General features: G+C 66.1%; 15 protein-coding genes. 6 read left to right on the top strand and 9 right to left on the bottom strand.

Annotated elements, in window-relative coordinates:
- Positions 1–378 precede the first annotated feature (378 nt).
- From JL811_RS17155 to proB, 6 genes are all read left to right on the top strand, one after another.
- Positions 379–1,263, top strand: coding sequence for a DUF2059 domain-containing protein (locus tag JL811_RS17155; RefSeq protein WP_202689935.1), 885 nt, complete (start codon positions 379–381; stop codon positions 1,261–1,263).
- Between the two features lie 221 nt (positions 1,264–1,484).
- Complete coding sequence (gene rplU / locus JL811_RS17150; RefSeq protein WP_202689934.1) at positions 1,485–1,940, top strand: 50S ribosomal protein L21; 456 nt, start codon at positions 1,485–1,487, stop codon at positions 1,938–1,940.
- Positions 1,941–1,946: 6 nt separating this feature from the next.
- Positions 1,947–2,216: a 50S ribosomal protein L27 gene (gene rpmA / locus JL811_RS17145; protein ID WP_202689933.1), complete on the top strand. Its 270-nt coding sequence runs from the start codon at positions 1,947–1,949 to the stop codon at positions 2,214–2,216.
- 293 nt (positions 2,217–2,509) lie between these two features.
- Positions 2,510–3,055 (top strand): GNAT family N-acetyltransferase, encoded by a 546-nt coding sequence (locus JL811_RS17140; protein WP_202689932.1) that lies wholly within the window; start codon positions 2,510–2,512, stop codon positions 3,053–3,055.
- A 235-nt stretch (positions 3,056–3,290) separates the two neighbouring features.
- Positions 3,291–4,322 (top strand): GTPase ObgE, encoded by a 1,032-nt coding sequence (gene obgE / locus JL811_RS17135; RefSeq protein ID WP_202689931.1) that lies wholly within the window; start codon positions 3,291–3,293, stop codon positions 4,320–4,322.
- Complete coding sequence (proB, locus tag JL811_RS17130; protein WP_202689930.1) at positions 4,310–5,437, top strand: glutamate 5-kinase; 1,128 nt, start codon at positions 4,310–4,312, stop codon at positions 5,435–5,437. The genes obgE and proB overlap by 13 nt, the downstream gene beginning before the upstream one ends.
- On the opposite strand, the gene JL811_RS17125 is transcribed toward proB, so the two are convergent.
- From JL811_RS17125 to JL811_RS17085, 9 genes are all read right to left on the bottom strand, one after another.
- Positions 5,438–6,733, bottom strand: a complete 1,296-nt coding sequence (locus JL811_RS17125) for a sigma-54-dependent transcriptional regulator (RefSeq protein WP_202689929.1) — start codon at positions 6,731–6,733, stop codon at positions 5,438–5,440.
- Positions 6,730–8,532, bottom strand: a complete 1,803-nt coding sequence (locus tag JL811_RS17120; protein ID WP_202689928.1) for a sensor histidine kinase — start codon at positions 8,530–8,532, stop codon at positions 6,730–6,732. The genes JL811_RS17125 and JL811_RS17120 overlap by 4 nt, the downstream gene beginning before the upstream one ends.
- A complete protein-coding gene (lhgO, locus tag JL811_RS17115; protein WP_202689927.1) occupies positions 8,529–9,731 on the bottom strand; it encodes an L-2-hydroxyglutarate oxidase in 1,203 nt (400 codons plus the stop codon). The genes JL811_RS17120 and lhgO overlap by 4 nt, the downstream gene beginning before the upstream one ends.
- Positions 9,732–10,091, bottom strand: a complete 360-nt coding sequence (locus tag JL811_RS17110; RefSeq protein WP_202689926.1) for a DUF1850 domain-containing protein — start codon at positions 10,089–10,091, stop codon at positions 9,732–9,734.
- Entirely contained in the window at positions 10,088–12,211 is a 2,124-nt protein-coding gene (locus JL811_RS17105) for a TRAP transporter permease (RefSeq protein WP_202689925.1), read from the bottom strand. The genes JL811_RS17110 and JL811_RS17105 overlap by 4 nt, the downstream gene beginning before the upstream one ends.
- A gap of 109 nt (positions 12,212–12,320) precedes the next feature.
- The gene (locus tag JL811_RS17100; protein ID WP_202689924.1) at positions 12,321–13,277 is read right to left on the bottom strand and encodes a TAXI family TRAP transporter solute-binding subunit; all 957 of its coding nucleotides are present in this window, start codon (positions 13,275–13,277) and stop codon (positions 12,321–12,323) included.
- Between the two features lie 216 nt (positions 13,278–13,493).
- Entirely contained in the window at positions 13,494–13,949 is a 456-nt protein-coding gene (locus tag JL811_RS17095; RefSeq protein WP_202689923.1) for a universal stress protein, read from the bottom strand.
- 75 nt (positions 13,950–14,024) lie between these two features.
- On the bottom strand, positions 14,025–15,074 hold the full coding sequence (locus JL811_RS17090) for a hypothetical protein (protein WP_202689922.1): 1,050 nt from the start codon (positions 15,072–15,074) through the stop codon (positions 14,025–14,027).
- Positions 15,075–15,938, bottom strand: a complete 864-nt coding sequence (locus JL811_RS17085) for a branched-chain amino acid aminotransferase (protein WP_202689921.1) — start codon at positions 15,936–15,938, stop codon at positions 15,075–15,077.
- Positions 15,939–15,998 lie beyond the last annotated feature (60 nt).

Here is a 15,998-nt window from a genome sequence, read left to right as displayed (position 1 = left end):
CCAAGCCCGCCCGAAAGGGCCGGGAAGGTGTAGAGACTAGACGGGCGGCGCCTAAAACCATGTCTTCAGGGCTGGTCAGGGCGAAGGGATAGTCCAGACCACGAACGCCCCTGCCGGTTCGGCTTGGGGGGCGGCGGCGAAAGCCGAAGTGGTATGAAAATCTGTTTTCCTTCGGGAAGTGCGGGTTCAAGTCCCGCCGTCCGCACCAGCCCCGACAAACAGTCCCGACAGGCAGCCATCCGGGCCTGCCCGGGATCAGGCCTGCTGGGCCGTTTCCCGCCCAGATCGGCCCTGATCTGCGGGCCTTATCGTCGCTGCGCCTTGGCAATCGGCCCCGCAACCCCTAGTTTCAGGACAGGATCTTGAAATGTGGTGTCCATGGTTTTTCTGAAGTCCCTTAGCCTTTCTGCCCTGCTGCTGGCCGGGTTCGCCGCCGGAATTCCGGTCGGTTCCGCTTTGGCGCAATCCAGCCCTTCCGTGCAGTCCGGCGAGGCAGGGGCCGTCACGCCCGCACGCCTTTCCGACCTTCTGAAGATCGGCGAGGTGATCGAGGTCATGCGTCTGGAAGGGCTGGATTATGGCCGCCAGATGGAGGGGGAGCTGTTCCCCGGTCAGGGCGGCGCCGACTGGCGCCGGATCGTGGCGCTGATCTATGACGCGCCGACCATGCGCAAGCGCTTCGATACGGTTCTGGACACCGAACTGGAAGGCGAGGCCGAAACACTGGCCGCTGCCGCTGCGTTCTTTGACAGCGATGCCGGACGGCGGATCCTGTTGCTGGAAGTGGAGGCGCGCCGCTCGCTTCTGGATCCGGCGGTCGAGGAGGCCGCAAAGCTGCGCGCCGAAGAGATGGAGGCCAAGGGAGATGCGCGGTATGACCTTCTGCAGCGCTTTGCCGAGGCCAATGACCTGATCGAAAGCAATGTTCTGGGTGCGCTGAATGCCAATCTGGCGTTTTTTCAGGGCATGGCCGAGGTGGGCGGTGTCGGCGATGAACTGACCGAAGATCAGATGCTGGCCGATGTCTGGGCGCAGGAAGCCGATATCCGGCAGGAAACTGTCGAATGGCTTTATCCCTATCTCGCGCTGTCCTATGGCTCGGTGCCCGATGACGAGATGGAGGCCTATCTTGCCTTCAGCCAGAGCGATGAGGGCCAGCGCCTGAACCGCGCACTTTTTGCCGCCTTCGACGCGGTCTTTACCGCGATTTCGCGCGATCTGGGCCGGGCCGCTGCGCGGCAGATGATGGGCATGGATATCTGAGCGGAAAAGCCGCTTTTGCTGCTGATTTCGGCCCGATTGCCGCGCGCCATGGCTTGACAGCACAGGGCGCATCCGCGATAAGCGCGCTTCCTGGCGGCCCTTGGGGTGGCCTGGTGTCATATTGATCTCGTCCCGAAAAGGGGCGCGCTGTCCGAGGCGGGCTTGACCCGGCAACACCGCAAGGGGCCACAGGACGCGGGTAACGCAAGAAGGAAAGACCCATGTTCGCGGTCCTCAAGACAGGCGGCAAGCAATACAAGGTGCAGGCGGGTGACGTGCTGCGCGTGGAAAAGCTTGCGGCCGAAGCTGGTGAAAAAGTCCAGTTCAACGACATCCTGATGGTGGGCGGTGAAACGCTGACCGTCGGTGCGCCGCTGGTGGCCGGTGCCGCCGTGCAGGCCGAGGTGATCGCCCAGATCAAGGGCGAGAAAGTCATCCATTACGTCAAGCGCCGCCGCAAGCACAGCTCGCAGCGCACCAAGGGCCATCGTCAGCACCTGACGCTGCTGCGCGTCACGGATGTTCTGGCCACGGGCGCCGACAAATCGGGCGTTGCCGCTGCGACCGGAACCGCCGATGCGCGCCGTTCGGCGCATGAAACCGGGGCCGCACCGAAAGCGGATGAGGCCCCCGCGAAACCCAAGCGTGCCGCCAAGGCCGCGGCGTCCAAGGAGTAATCCCCCATGGCACACAAGAAAGCAGGCGGTTCGTCCCGCAACGGCCGCGACTCGGCCGGTCGTCGCCTTGGCGTGAAGCTTTATGGCGGTCAGGCCGCGATCCCGGGCAATATCATCGTGCGCCAGCGCGGCACGAAGATGTTTCCGGGCGAAGGCGTCGGCATGGGCCGTGACCATACGATCTTTGCCACGGTCGAGGGCCGCGTGACCTTCAAGTCGGGCCTCAAGGGCCGCACCTTCATTTCGGTCCTCCCCGCCGCGGAGGCAGCCGAGTAAGCCGAACCGTTACAGTCCGTATGTAACAGGGGGATCGGCCGGAAGGCCGGTCCCTTTCCCGTTTCAGGAGCCTTCGGGGTCTGGAAACAGGGAATCGCCAGCGCTGCGCCCTGTCGGCGCGCAGTTCAGGGCGGACAAGATGATTTGCCCGGGGGCCAGAGGCGACGGGCAGGCGCAAGACCGGGCAGGGCGCGTATCGCGTTTTGCCCGGCAAGGCCCGTCCGGTGGGTATATCCCGCCGGATCCGGGCGATTCACCCGGGGCAACCCGGCATGTGCTTCGGAGGAGGGGCCATGACGCTTGACATGATCGACCAGAAGGCCGTCATCCCGGCGGGCAGATTGCTGCTGCGGCCGGTGCGGAAATCGGATGCGGGGCTGTTTGCGCTTTACGCGGGCGATGCGCGGGTGGCCAAGGCCACACGATCCATTCCCCATCCGCTGCCACCCGGTGCCGCCGAGGCTTTCGTCTCCCGCAGCATGGCTGCGGGCGGGGTTGAGCAGGTCTGGGTCATGGATGGCAGCGCCAATGCCCTGCCGGAAGTGCTGGGGGTGATCTCGCTCAAGGCGATGGACCGGGGGCAGTCAGAAATCGGCTATTGGGTGGCACCGGCCTTCTGGAATACAGGCTATGCCTCCGAGGCGCTGCGTGCGCTGCTGGAGGCCAATCCGATGGGCAATTGCGCAATCTTTGCCGAGGTGTTTCAGGACAATCCGGGATCGGCGCGGGTGCTGACGAATTGTGGCTTCGACTATCTGGGCGATGCCGAGACCTTCAGTGTGGCGCGCAATGCTCGGGTGCCGACCTGGACCTATATCCGCAAGCTGTCCAACGCCTGATCCAGCTGCCCGGCAGTTCCCCCGTCGGTCACGGGGGGCTGTCTGCCCCCCGCCGGCCCGGCCCCTACGGGCCGGACCTTCCCCCCGAAGGTATTTTTGCCAGGATGAATGGGGCCGGGGCGGGGCTTCGGTCCGTTTTGCGCATTGAGCGCGACCTGCCGCATAGGGTATGAGGCAGGCGACAGGAGGCGGGCGGCCGATGCCGCCGCCCGACCCGTGAAAGGAAGCCGTTGCCATGAAATTCCTCGACCTCGCGAAAGTCTATATCCGTTCGGGCGGGGGCGGATCGGGCTGTGTGTCCTTCCGGCGCGAAAAATTCATTGAATTCGGCGGCCCGGATGGCGGCGATGGCGGCAATGGCGGCTCGGTCTGGGTTGTGGCCGTCGAGGGGCTGAATACCCTCATTGATTTCCGCTATCAGCAGCATTTCTTCGCGAAATCCGGCCAGCCCGGAATGGGCAATCAGCGCACCGGCAAGACCGGCGATGATATCGTGCTGCGCGTGCCCGTGGGCACCGAAATTCTGGACGAGGATGAAGAGACCGTCATCGCCGATCTGGTTGCGGTGGGGGACCGGGTGCAACTGGCCAAGGGCGGCAATGGCGGCTGGGGCAATCTGCGCTTCAAATCCTCGACCAACCGCGCCCCGGCCCGGGCCAATCCGGGGCAGGAAGGGGTGGAACGCACGATCTGGCTGCGGCTGAAGCTGATTGCCGATGCGGGGCTGGTGGGGCTGCCCAATGCCGGGAAATCGACCTTCCTTGCCGCCGTGTCCAATGCAAGGCCGAAGATTGCAGATTATCCGTTCACGACGCTGGTGCCCAATCTGGGTGTTGTCGGCATCGATGAGCAGGAATTCGTGATGGCCGATATTCCGGGCCTGATCGAAGGCGCATCCGAGGGGCGGGGGCTTGGCACGCAGTTTCTGGCCCATGTCGAACGCTGTTCGGTGCTCCTGCATCTGGTGGATGGCACTTCGTCAACCATCACCAAGGATTACCGCACCATCGTGGCCGAGCTTGAGGCCTATGCCGACACGCTGGGCGACAAACCCCGCATCACGGCGCTGACCAAGGCGGACGCGCTGGACACCAAGACGCTGTCGACCCGTCGGCGCGCGCTGGAAAAGGCCGTGGGCGGGCCGGTTCATGTGATTTCTGGCGTCGCCCAGCAGGGACTGGCCGATGTGCTGCGCGCACTGCATGCCGAGATCATTGCCGACCGCCTTGCCGGTCAGCAGGAGGAGACCGGACCGTGGCAGCCCTGACCCCGGTGGCCGCCCCCGATATCCGGGCGGCGAAACGGCTGGTTGTCAAGATCGGCTCGGCCCTGCTGGTGGACCGTGAAACCGGGTTGCGCAGCGGCTGGCTGGCCGGGCTGGCGCAGGATGTGGCGGAGGCCAAGGCGCGCGGCGCGGATGTGGTGCTGGTGTCTTCGGGATCCATCGCGCTGGGGCGCAAGGTACTGGGTCTGCCTGCCGGGGCATTGCCGCTGGAACAAAGTCAGGCAGCGGCGGCGGTGGGCCAGATCCGTCTGGCCCGCGCCTATGAGGAGGTGCTGGCCCCGCATGGCCTGACCACCGCGCAGGTGCTGGTGACGCTGGAAGATACCGATGACCGGCGCCGTTACCTCAATTCCCGCGCGACGATGGAAACCCTGCTGGGGCTGGGCGTCGTGCCCATCGTGAATGAAAACGATACGGTGGCGACGGATGAGATCCGCTTTGGTGACAACGACCGGCTGGCAGCACAGATCGCGGTGACGGTCGGGGCGGATCAGCTGATCCTGCTGTCGGATGTGGACGGGTTCTATTCCGCTAATCCAAAGGAAGACCCTGGCGCGACCAGATTTGACCTTGTGACCGCAATCACGCCCGAGATTGAGGCGATGGCCGGGGATCCGGTTTCGGGCCTGTCAAAGGGCGGGATGAAGACCAAGATCATGGCCGCGCGCACCGCAATGGCCGGGGGCTGCGCCATGGCGGTGATGGAGGGATCGGTCGACCGGCCGCTGGCCGCCCTTGCGGCCGGTGCGGCGCGCACCTGGTTCGTGCCGCAGGCCGATCCGCAGCTTGCGCGCAAACGCTGGATCAATGCGATGAAGCCGCGCGGTGAGGTGCGCCTTGATGCCGGCGCCGTCCGGGCGCTGGGGCAAGGGAAATCGCTGCTGCCCGCCGGGGTGACCGGGGTTGCGGGCACTTTCGGGCGGGGGGAGCCGGTGACGATCCTTGGCCCCGACGGCGCGGCGCTTGGCAAGGGTCTGATGCGCTATACCAGCGTTGAAGCGCGGGCCATTGCCGGGCATCGCTCGGGGGAAATCGAGGCGATTCTGGGCTATGTCGGCCGCGCGGCGCTGATCCATCGCGACGATATGGTGCTGTAATCAGGGCCTGATCCCGTAGCGCGCCATCTTGTCGGCCAGTGTCCGGCGCGGCAGGCCCAGATCCTGCGCCGCGCGTTCGGTCTGACCCCGCACGCGGTCCAGTGCTGCACGGATCTCGCGTGCCTCATACTCGGCCACGCGGTCGGCAAGGGTCGGGGCCTCGGGCAAAGGCAGCGTGACCTCAAGCCCCAGCGCATGGCGTTCGGCGGCAAGGCGCAATTCGCGGACATTACCGGGCCAGTCATGGCGCATCAGATCGCGGCGCAGGGCAAAATCAGGCTCGGGCAGCGCGCGGCCATAGCGCCGCGCGGCCAAGGTGGCGTAATGGGCAAAGATCAGCGCGATATCCGGGCCAAGACCGCGCAGTGGCGGCAGGGTGATTTCGGCCCCGGTCAGCCGGTAATACAGGTCGGCACGGAAACTACCCCCGGCAATGCGCTGGCGCAGATCGGCCTTGGCGGTGGCGATGATGCGCAGATCCAGGGGCCGCAGGCGGTTTTCGCCCAGCCGTTCGATCTGGCGTTCCTGCAGCGCGCGCAGCAGTTTGGCCTGCAAGGGCAGGGCCATCGCCTCGACCTCATCCAGCATCAGCGTGCCGCCTGCGGCGGTTTCCAGCTTGCCCGCCCGGTCCTGCGCGCCGGGAAAGGCGCCTGCGGCATGGCCGAACATCTCGGACTCGAACAGATGCTCGGGCAGGGCCGCGCAATTCAGCGCGACAAAAGGCCCGCGCCCGCGCGGCCCGGCGCCATGCAGCGCGCGGGCGGCAAGTTCCTTGCCGGTGCCGGTTTCCCCGGTCAGCAGCACATCGACATCCAAAGGCGCAAGGGCCGTGATCCGGTCACGCAGCGCGGCCATGGCGGGGCTGTCGCCCAGAAGTGCCGCCGGGGCAGCAAGCTGTTCGGATTGCAGGCGCGCCAGTTCCGTGCGGGTGGCGCGCGCCCGCAGAACGCGCGCAAGAACGCCCAGCAAATGCCCGGCATCATAGGGTTTTTCCAGAAAATCCTCGGCCCCTGACTGGATCGCCCGCACCGCATGGGCAATATCGCCATGGCCGGTGATCAGGATCACCGGAATGTCCTGCCCGGTCGCGCCGATGGCGTCGAGCAGGGCGAAACCGTCCATTTCCGGCATGCGCAGATCGGTGATCAGCGCCTCGGGCGGGTCGCTATCCAGTGCCGCCAGCGCCTCGGCACCGCGCAGGAAGCCGCGCGCCGAATGGCCGCCCGCCCCGACCAGATCGGCAAGGGCGGCCAGATGATCGGCATCGTCATCGACCAGAAAGACGCGGGACGTCATTCGGCGGCCTCGGTGCCGGTTGCGATGTCGTCCATGACGGCGGGCAAGGTCACGGTGACCGTGGTGCCGGTGCCGGGGGCTGAGGCAATGTCCAGCCGACCGCCGAATTCGGCAACCAGCGCCTGCGAGATGGCAAGCCCCAGACCCAGCCCCTCGGCCCCGGTTTTGGTTGAGAAAAACGGTTCGGTGACGCGGGGCAGATCGGCGGGGGCGATGCCGGGGCCGTTATCGGTGACCCGCAGATGCAGGTCGGTGCTGTCGGTCTGCGCGTCTGTCCCGGCGCTGACCCGGACCTGACCGCCCGCACGCCCCTCGACCGCGTCCAGTGCATTCAGGATGAGGTTGACCAGAACCTGTTCCATCCGCACCGCGCCCGCCCGCGCGATCAGCGGGTCGGGCATCGGTCCGGTTTCAGGCATGACACCCACGGCGCGGGCGCGCGGTTCGGTCAGTTCCAGCGCGTTCTGCACGACGGAACGCAGGTCGATCAGCGACAATTGCCCCTGTTCGCGGCGGCTGAAGGATTTCAGATGCTTGACCGTGCGCTGCATCCGTCGCACCAGACCGCGCACCGTGGCGATCCGGGCACGGCTGCGATCCTCGCCTGCGGGCAGGGTCAGTTCGGCAGCCCCCAGCGTGGCCTCCATCGCGGCAAGGGGCTGGCTGATCTCATGCACGATGGCAGCAGACATGCGGCCAAGGGCGGCCATTTTCTCGGAATGGATCAGCCCTTCCTGTGCGGCGCGCAGATCGGCCTCGGTCTGGCGGCGGGCCTGCACCTCGCGCGCAAGCTCGGCGGTGCGTTCGCGCACGCGCGCCTCAAGCTGGGCCGATTGGGCAAGACGGATCTGCAGGATCTGGCGGCGTTGCTGGGCCAGTTTGAACAGCCCCGTGGCAAACAGCGCGACAAGGGCTGCGGCAAGGGCTGCTGCGGCGGCTGTCGCGGTGATCGGGGCCAGGGGGGCCGCGGCAATCAGGGTCCAACCCTCAGCGACAAGCGGTTTCTGCCTTGCGATCAGGGCATCGCCTGCAATGGTCGTGCCATCGGGCATCAGCGGATCACTGGCCGCCGGGTTCAGCCCGTCATAGGTGCGTTCTTGCGCGATCCGCGCCTGCGCAGCCGGCCCCAACGGGGCAAGGGGGCGGTAAAGCCAGCGCGGATCGCCGGACAGGAACACCACCCCGTCACCATCGGCCAGCGCGATGGGCTGGCCTGCGCTGGCCCATGTCGCGCGCAGCGGATCAAGGTCGATCTTCACGACGACAACACCGCGCGCACCGCCGGTTTCAACCCGCGAGGACAGGAAATAACCCGGTTTGCCCGTCGTCACCCCGATTGCATAGAACCGCCCCGTCCCGTCCGCCATGGCATCGCGGAAATAGGGGCGGAAATTGTAGTCATGCCCCATGAAACTGCCGGGCTGGTCGTGGTTTGAGGCGGCAATGGTCACGCCCCGGTCATTCAGCAGATAAAGCTGATCGGCCCGGGTCATGCCTGCGATGCGCGCCAGATAGTCATTGGCGGTGGCGATGCGCGCGGGGTTCGCCGGGTCAAGGATCGCGGCCCGGATGCGCGCATCCTCGGCCGCGACGCCGGGCAGGGCGCGGAAGCGTTCGATCTCGGCCTCCACCGCGCGGGAGGTCAGGATCAGGGACTGGTCCAGCCGGGTGCGGCTTTCCGACAAGGCCAGACCGCGCGCAAGGGCAAAGGCCGCCCCCGCCGCCAGAACCGCCAGCAGTGCCGCCGCCAGCAGCCAGCGCCGCCCGGCCGTGGCGGGGGGGCGGGCGGCGGGCGTCATGGGGCGGTTCCGCCGGTCAGCACATCGGCGATATGTGCCGCAATCGGAATGGCCGAGGTCGCGGCGGGGGAAGGCGCGTTGCAGACATGCAGGCTGTGCCGCGTCGGCACGAACAGGAAATCGTCGATCAGCCGGCCTTCGCGGCTGACCGCCTGCGCGCGGATGCCTGACCGGTAGGGTTTGAGGTCGCCCAGCCCGATCTGCGGGCAATAGCGCTGCACCTTGCGCAGATAAAGACGGCGGATCGCGGCGGCAGACAGTTCATCCAGCGCAGGCCCGGCATTGCGCGCCAGCACCCGCCAGAAGCCGGGCCATGTCAGGCTGTCGGCCAGATCGCGGGGCGAAAGCGACGCCTTGCCATAGGCTTCGCGCGCAAAGGCCAGCACTGCCGAAGGGCCGACGGTGAAAGCCCCGTTCAGCTTGCGCGTCAGATGCACACCCAGAAAGGGGCGTTCAGGATCGGGGATCGGATAGATCAGCCGCGAGACCAGATCGGCAGGCTGGTTCTCGATGCGGAAATAATCGCCCCGGAACGGGATGATGCGGAAATCCACCTCGGCCCCGAAGGCGCGGGCCAGCCGGTCCGATTGCAACCCTGCGCAGAACACTGCCTTGCCAGTGCCGATATCGCCCCGGTCGGTGGTCAGCAGGAGGCCGCTTTCGCATTCCTGCCCGCCGGCGACGCGTATGCCCAGCCGGATTTCACCGCCGCGCGCGCGGAAGATCTCGGCCATCTTCAGGGCGACCGCTCCGAAATCGACGATCCCGGTGGCAGGCGACAGCAAGGCGCCGACCGAGGCGATGGCGGGTTCCAGCGCGCGCGCCTGCGCCCCCGTCAACCGCTCGATCTCGATCCCGTTCGCGCGGGCGCGGGTTTCCAGCGCCTCCATGCGCGGCAGTTCCGCCGCGTCCGTTGCCACGATCAGCTTGCCGCAGGTTTCCATCGGCAGGTCGTGTGCGGTGCAAAATTCGCGCGTGGCCGCGACGCCCGCCGCGCAGAACCGCGCCTTGTGGCTGCCGGGCGCGTAATAGACGCCCGCATGGATCACGCCGGAATTGCGCCCGGTCTGGTGCAGCGCCAGTGCATTTTCCTTTTCCAGCAACAGGATACGGGCGGCAGGATGCAACTCTTGCAGGCGCAGCGCCGTGGCAAGCCCGACGATGCCGCCGCCGACAAGGGTAAAATCCGCCGTTTCCATCTATCCTCCGCAGGGGGCAAGGCGGATTGCATCACCCGCCGCCGCGCCGATTTCATGGCATTTTGCGCCGCTGCACAAGGTCCAGCCTGCCCCCGTCGCCCCCGAGGCGGCAAGGGTCAGGTCGGGAAGGTGGGTTTCGGGGTTCCAGACCCACCAGCCCGCCTCCAGCCTTGCGTCCGGTCCCGGCTCCATTCCGGCCCCCGACCCCTTGATTGCTACGCGCGTCAGGGTCAGGGCATCCACGCCGATGCGCCAGTCCTCGCGCCATTCGACCCGCTCCACCGAATGGGTCCAGTGCAGGGTGAATTCCGGGGCGGCCAGCGTCATGGCCACCGCCCCGGCCATCAGGCAGGCGCTCATGCCGTCTGGCGCATGCTGCGGGTCCGCATCCACCAGCTTGCCGCGAAGAGCGCGACAAGGGCAAAACCGATCTCATCCGTGATCGGCATGGCCGCGACCAGCGTTGCCGCCGCGACAATCGCCAGCACGCGCTGCCACCATGTCAGCGGCACGGTCAGCCAGCCGATCACCGCCGCACCCCACAGCCCGATCGCGATCAGGGTTTTCGCGACGATATAGATCACCGCCGGAATGAAACCGATGGTCTCGGCCAGCGCGCCGCCGGGTTGCAGCATCAGGGCCGGGGTATAGACCGCCATGAAGGGGATGATGAACCCCGCCGCCGCGATCTTTATCGCCTGAACCGAGATGCGCAGCCCGCTGTCGCGCGCGATGGGGGCGGCGGCAAAACAGGCCAGCGCCACCGGTGGCGTCAGATCGGCAAGGATGCCGAAATAGAAGACGAACATATGGCTGACGATCAGCGGCACGCCCAGTTCCAGCAGCGCAGGGCCGGCGATGGTCGAGGTGATGATGTAATTGGGGATGGTGGGAATGCCCATGCCCAGCACGATACAGGTCAGCATGGTCAGGATCAGCGACAGGATCAGACTTTCGCGCCCGACGCTGACGATGAAACTGCCGAAGGTGTTGGCCGCCCCGGTCAGGGTCATCGTGCCGATGATGACGCCGACCAGCGCGCAGGCGATGCCCACCGGCAGCGCGGTCTTGGCCCCGTCGGCCAGCGCATCGCGGCAGATCGCCAGCGTTTGCCGCCCGCCTTTGGTCAGTGCATTCAGCACGATCAGCGCCAGCACCGATGCCGCGATGATCCAGATGCCGAACTGGAAGAAGGCCGCCGCGATCAGCCCCAGCCCGATCCAGAAAATCCCCCGGATCACCCCTTCAGGCAGGTTCAGTGCCGCCGCCGCGCCAAGGATCAGCAGCACCGTCAGCGCCAGCCCCACCGTGCCCGCGAAAAGCGGCGTGTAGCCCGAGAACAAAAGGTAGACCAGCACCGCCAGCGGCAGGATCAGATGCCAGCCCTCGCGGATCGCGCGGCGGGGCGAGGGCAGGCTGGCCTTGTCCATGCCGACCAGATTGGCGCGGCCCGCCTCAAGATGCACCATCCAGAAGGCCCCGGCGAAATACAGAAGTGCGGGGATGATCGCGGCCTTGACCACCTCGATATAGGCGACGCCCAGCGTCTCGGCCATGATGAAGGCCACTGCGCCCATGACCGGCGGCATGATCTGCCCGCCCATCGAGGCCGTCGCCTCGACCCCGCCCGCGAAGGCCGGGCGATAGCCGAAGCTTTTCATCAGCGGGATGGTGAACTGTCCGGTGGTGACGACATTGGCGACGCCCGAACCCGAGATCGTGCCCATCAGCCCCGAGGACAGGACCGACACTTTGGCAGGTCCGCCCTGCTTGTGTCCGACCAGTCCCAGACTGACATCGGTGAACAACCGGATCATCCCCGCCTTTTCAAGGAAAGCGCCGAACAGGATGAAAAGAAAGATGTAAGTTGAGGAAACATAGGTTGGAATCCCGTATATCCCCTCGGTCCCGAAGGCCATGTGGTCGATGACCTGACTGAAATCATAGCCGCGATGGTTGAAGGGGCGCGGCAGATGCTGGCCGAACAGGCAATAGGCCAGAAACCCGCCCGCGATGATCGGCAGGGCCGGGCCCATCAGCGCCCAGGCTGCGGCAAAGACGGTGAAGAGCGCGATGGTGCCCACGACGATGTCGCGCGGCAAAGGATCGCCCGCGCGCAGGAGAAGCGGCACATAGTCCCACCACTGATACAAGGCGACGGCAACGCCCAGGCCCGCCATCAGCCAGCCCGCCGCGCGCAGAAGGGGCGTGCGCCCCCGGATCGCGGCCAGCAGGGGAAAGCCCAGCAGTGCCAGAAATCCGACATGGAAGGCCCGGGTGATCTGGCTGGCAAAATCAATCAGATGGGCGGCGGTTGCGATCTGGAACGCGGAAAAGGCCACGGCGATCCAGAACAGGATCCGCCCTTCCAGCCCCGGCGGAAAGCCGCCATGCAGCGGATCGACAACTTCGGCCTCGGCGCCTGCTACGGCCGTTGCGGCCTTGTCCGGCGTAGCGCCGGATGTGGGTTCTGTCTGCATGATCGGCGTCCTCCCTCAGGGGTATCAAAGGCCCTGAACGCTGGTTACGATAATGGCCCCGCCCTTCGCCCGGGCGGGGCCATCCTGTCCGGCCCCGTCGGTGGCGGGGTTACTGCATCAGGCCCGCTTCGCGGTAATACCGTTCGGCACCCGGATGCAGCGGAACGGGCATCCCGTTCAGCGCATTGTCGAGCGAGATCGACCGCGCCGCCGCATGGGCGGCCACCAGCGTCGGCAGGTTCTCGAACATCAGCTTGGTCATCTGATAGGCGGTTTCCTCGGGCACATCTTCATGCGTCACGAAGAAGTTCATCACGGCGACGGTCGGCACATCTTCGGTCTGTCCTTCATAGGTGCCGGCCGGGATCACGCCTGCGACATAGGGCGCGCCCAGCGCTTCCGCGACGTCGGCGGGAATCGCGACGATGGTTGTCGGCATCGAGGTTGCCAGATCCTTGATCGAGGCGACCCCGATCCCGGCCGATTGCAGCGTTGCATCCAGCTGGCGGTTCTTCTGCAGTTCGACCGATTCCGCGAAGGGCAGATATTCGACCTTGCCCAGATTGTCATAGCTCATGCCCGCGGCGCCCAGAATAGCGCGGGTGTTCAGTTCGGTGCCCGATTTCGGGGCGCCGACCGACAGGCTTTTATCGGCCAGTTCGGCCAGTGTCGTGATGCCGCTTTCGGCCGAGGCCGCAATCTGGATGAAGTTCGGATAGGCCGCCGCGATGCCGCGCAGCTTGGTCAAGGGCGCGGGAAAGCCCGCCTCTTCATTGCCTTCCCAGGCAAAAAGCACCGAATCGCCCAAGGCCAGCGCCAGTTCGCCACGCCCCTGCTGCAGCAGGTTCAGGTTCTCGACCGAGGCTTTGGTGGATTGCACCTGTGCCTGCACGCCTTCGATCTTCTCACCGTAAAGCGTCGAGAGTGCTGCGCCGATCGGGTAATAGACCCCCGAGGTGCCGCCGGTCAGCACATTGATGAATTCCTGGGCCGAAGCGGCCACCGGGGCAGCGGCGATGGTGGCGCCGGCCAGAAGTGTCCGCAGGGATGCGGTGAATTTTGTCATGGGTTCCTCCTCACAAGGTCGATGTCACGCCATTGGCTGCGTGATCGGTTGGCAATTCTGGGGCGGGTCCGGCGCAAGAACAATGATTTTCCGCAAAACCAGCGCGAAATGGTCTGCAAGGCATTGCCAGAGGGCTGGCGGGATTTCGCCACGCCCCGCCCTGTGCCGCGCGGAGCGCCGCAGACATCAGGTATGCGGCGCGGTGCGCAGCAGTCATCAGGTGATGCGTTCCAGCCGTTCCTTGGACATGTCGCCCGGCACGATGGTCACCGGTACCGGCAGGCTGCCCGATCCACGGCTGAGCTGCGTGACCAGGGGCCCCGGCCCCGCATTGTCGGTGCCTGCGCCCAGCACCAGCACGCCGATTTCGGTATCCTCGCGCACCTGGGCAAGGATTTCCGTCACCGGATCGCCCTCACGGATCACGAGTTCGGGGTTCACGCCCTGCCTGTCCCGCATCCATTTCGCAAAAACCTCGAAATGCGCCTCGATCCGTTCCCGCGTCTCGGCGCGCATCAGATCGGCCACGCCCATCCAGTGCTGAAATTCCTCGGGCGGAATAATCGACAGAACCGTGACGCCACCGCCGGTATGGGCTGCGCGCAGCGCCGCATAGCGCATCGCATTGAGACATTCGCGGCTGTCATCCAGAACGACCATGAACTTACGCATACTTATCCTCCCGCATCGCCCGGATCATGGCGGAACTGCGCAGGGCTGGCAACTGCCCTGCGCAGTTCGGGGGGATCAGGGGCGCTGGGCAGGCCGCAGAGCGCGAAGGGCGATCCGGCCGAATTGCCCTGCCAGCAGCAGCGCCAGCTGCAATGCGAAAAAATAAAGCAGCGCCAGTGTCGTCAGCGCCAGATCTGACAGCCGGACAAGCGCCCGGAAGGCGCGGGATTTTCCCAGAACCTCCAGAACTTTGCGCGAATCCGTGCCCGCCACCCCGGTCAGGCGGGCCAGCCGCGCCGCATCATCCGCATTCTCGACATGGCGCAGCAAAAGCAGCGCTTCGCTGGGCGATGTGCGGTCGGCAATCCGGCCCAGATCGCCGGCGACCGCCCCAAGGCGCGCCAGTCGGGCCCGATCCGTCACCTGATCGAAGGCCCCCCGACGCAGCGCGGCCCAGTTGATCGGCAGATCGGCGACTGCATCGCGCAGGCTGCGGCTGAAACCGGCGCTCAGCGTTCCCAGACGCTGCGCAATCCGCAGCATCGTCGCCCCTGCCTTCACCGGAACGGTGGTGCCGCCACTGGGAATCGCCGCGCCGGTCGCGACCAGCCCGACAAGTGCAAGACCGACCTCCAGCCGGTCGGTGGGTTTGCCTGCCAGTGCCGCAAGGCCGTTGCGGCGCAGCGCGTTGGCATCGCCCACAGGCGTCATCTCAACCGGCAAGGCGCAGACCGCAAGCTGTGACAGGGTCGGACAGGCAAGTATGTTCAGTGCGCAGGACCCGCAATCACGGGCAGTCTGCAGCCAGCCCCCCTGACGCTCGCGCAAGGCAGCGAGCGCCTCGCTTTGGCGGGGGAGAAGGGCGATTGCGTGATCCCCGGCCAGTTCGGCCATCAGGTTGGCCTGATCGAGATCTTCCCGGAGCAGCGCATCGTCCATGCGCGGCCCGATCCAGTCCGGATGCACCGTCCTCGCCATGGCGCGGTCAAGCGCGCGTTTTGCCTCTGCCTCACTGCGCGCGACGAGTGGCGCGGCAAATGGCGATTGGCGAAGCGTGGCAAGACTGCCCGCCGCTGTTGCAAGGATCAGCGCAGCCGTGACCAGCCGATGCAGCCAGCGCAGCATTCACCCCCCGCTATGCGCCCAGTCCCAGTAAAGATCCCGGGCCCGGCGGGTCATCTTGCCGGGGCGGTAATGGGTGTCGTCGAAGCGCGAAACCGGGGTGACCTTGGCGAAATTTCCCGAGAGGAACACCTCATCTGCGGCTTCGAAATCGGCAAAGCCCAGCACGGTTTCCACCACCTCCACCCCGTCGGCACGCAGATTGGCGATATGGCGGGCGCGGGTGATGCCCGCAAGGAAGGTGCCATTGGCAATCGTGGTGAACACAACGCCGTCGCGCACCATGAACACATTGGCCGTGGCCGATTCGGCGACATTGCCCATGGCATCGGCCACCAGCGCATTGCCGAAACCCTTGGATTTCGCCTCTACCAGCATCCGCGCATTGTTGGGATAAAGACAGCCCGCCTTGGCATCGCAGACGGCATCCTCCAGCACCGGGCGGCGGAACCGCGTGCGCGTCAGGGTCGTGGCAAAGCCCGGATCGGGCATGGCGACCTCTTCAAGGCAGATCGCGGTGCCGGTCGGTCCGATCTTGGGGGCGACCCCCAGTTCTGACCCTTCCAGCGCCCAATACATCGGGCGGATATAAACCGCCTGACCCGGACCATAGGCGCGCAGACCATCGCGGATGATGTCCTGCATATCCCCGGCATCCATCGCGGGTTCGATCATCAGCGCCCGGGCCGAACGGTTGACCCGCGCGCAATGCGCGGCCAGATCGGGGGTGACGCCGTCGAAATAGCGTGCGCCGTCGAAAACCGAGGAGCCCTGCCACAGGCCATGATCGGCGGCTTTCATCACCGCGATATCGCCCTCATGCCAGCGCCCCTCGAACCAGGTGCGGATATTCGTACCGAATGCCATGAATTAACCTTCCCTTGCCTGCGCGCAGTTAAGCACCGGGCGCGGCTGGCGTCCAGCCGG

It is taken from the genome of Szabonella alba (assembly GCF_016765775.1).
GTDB lineage: Bacteria > Pseudomonadota > Alphaproteobacteria > Rhodobacterales > Rhodobacteraceae > Szabonella > Szabonella alba.
This window is presented reverse-complemented; position numbering and strand designations above follow the sequence as displayed.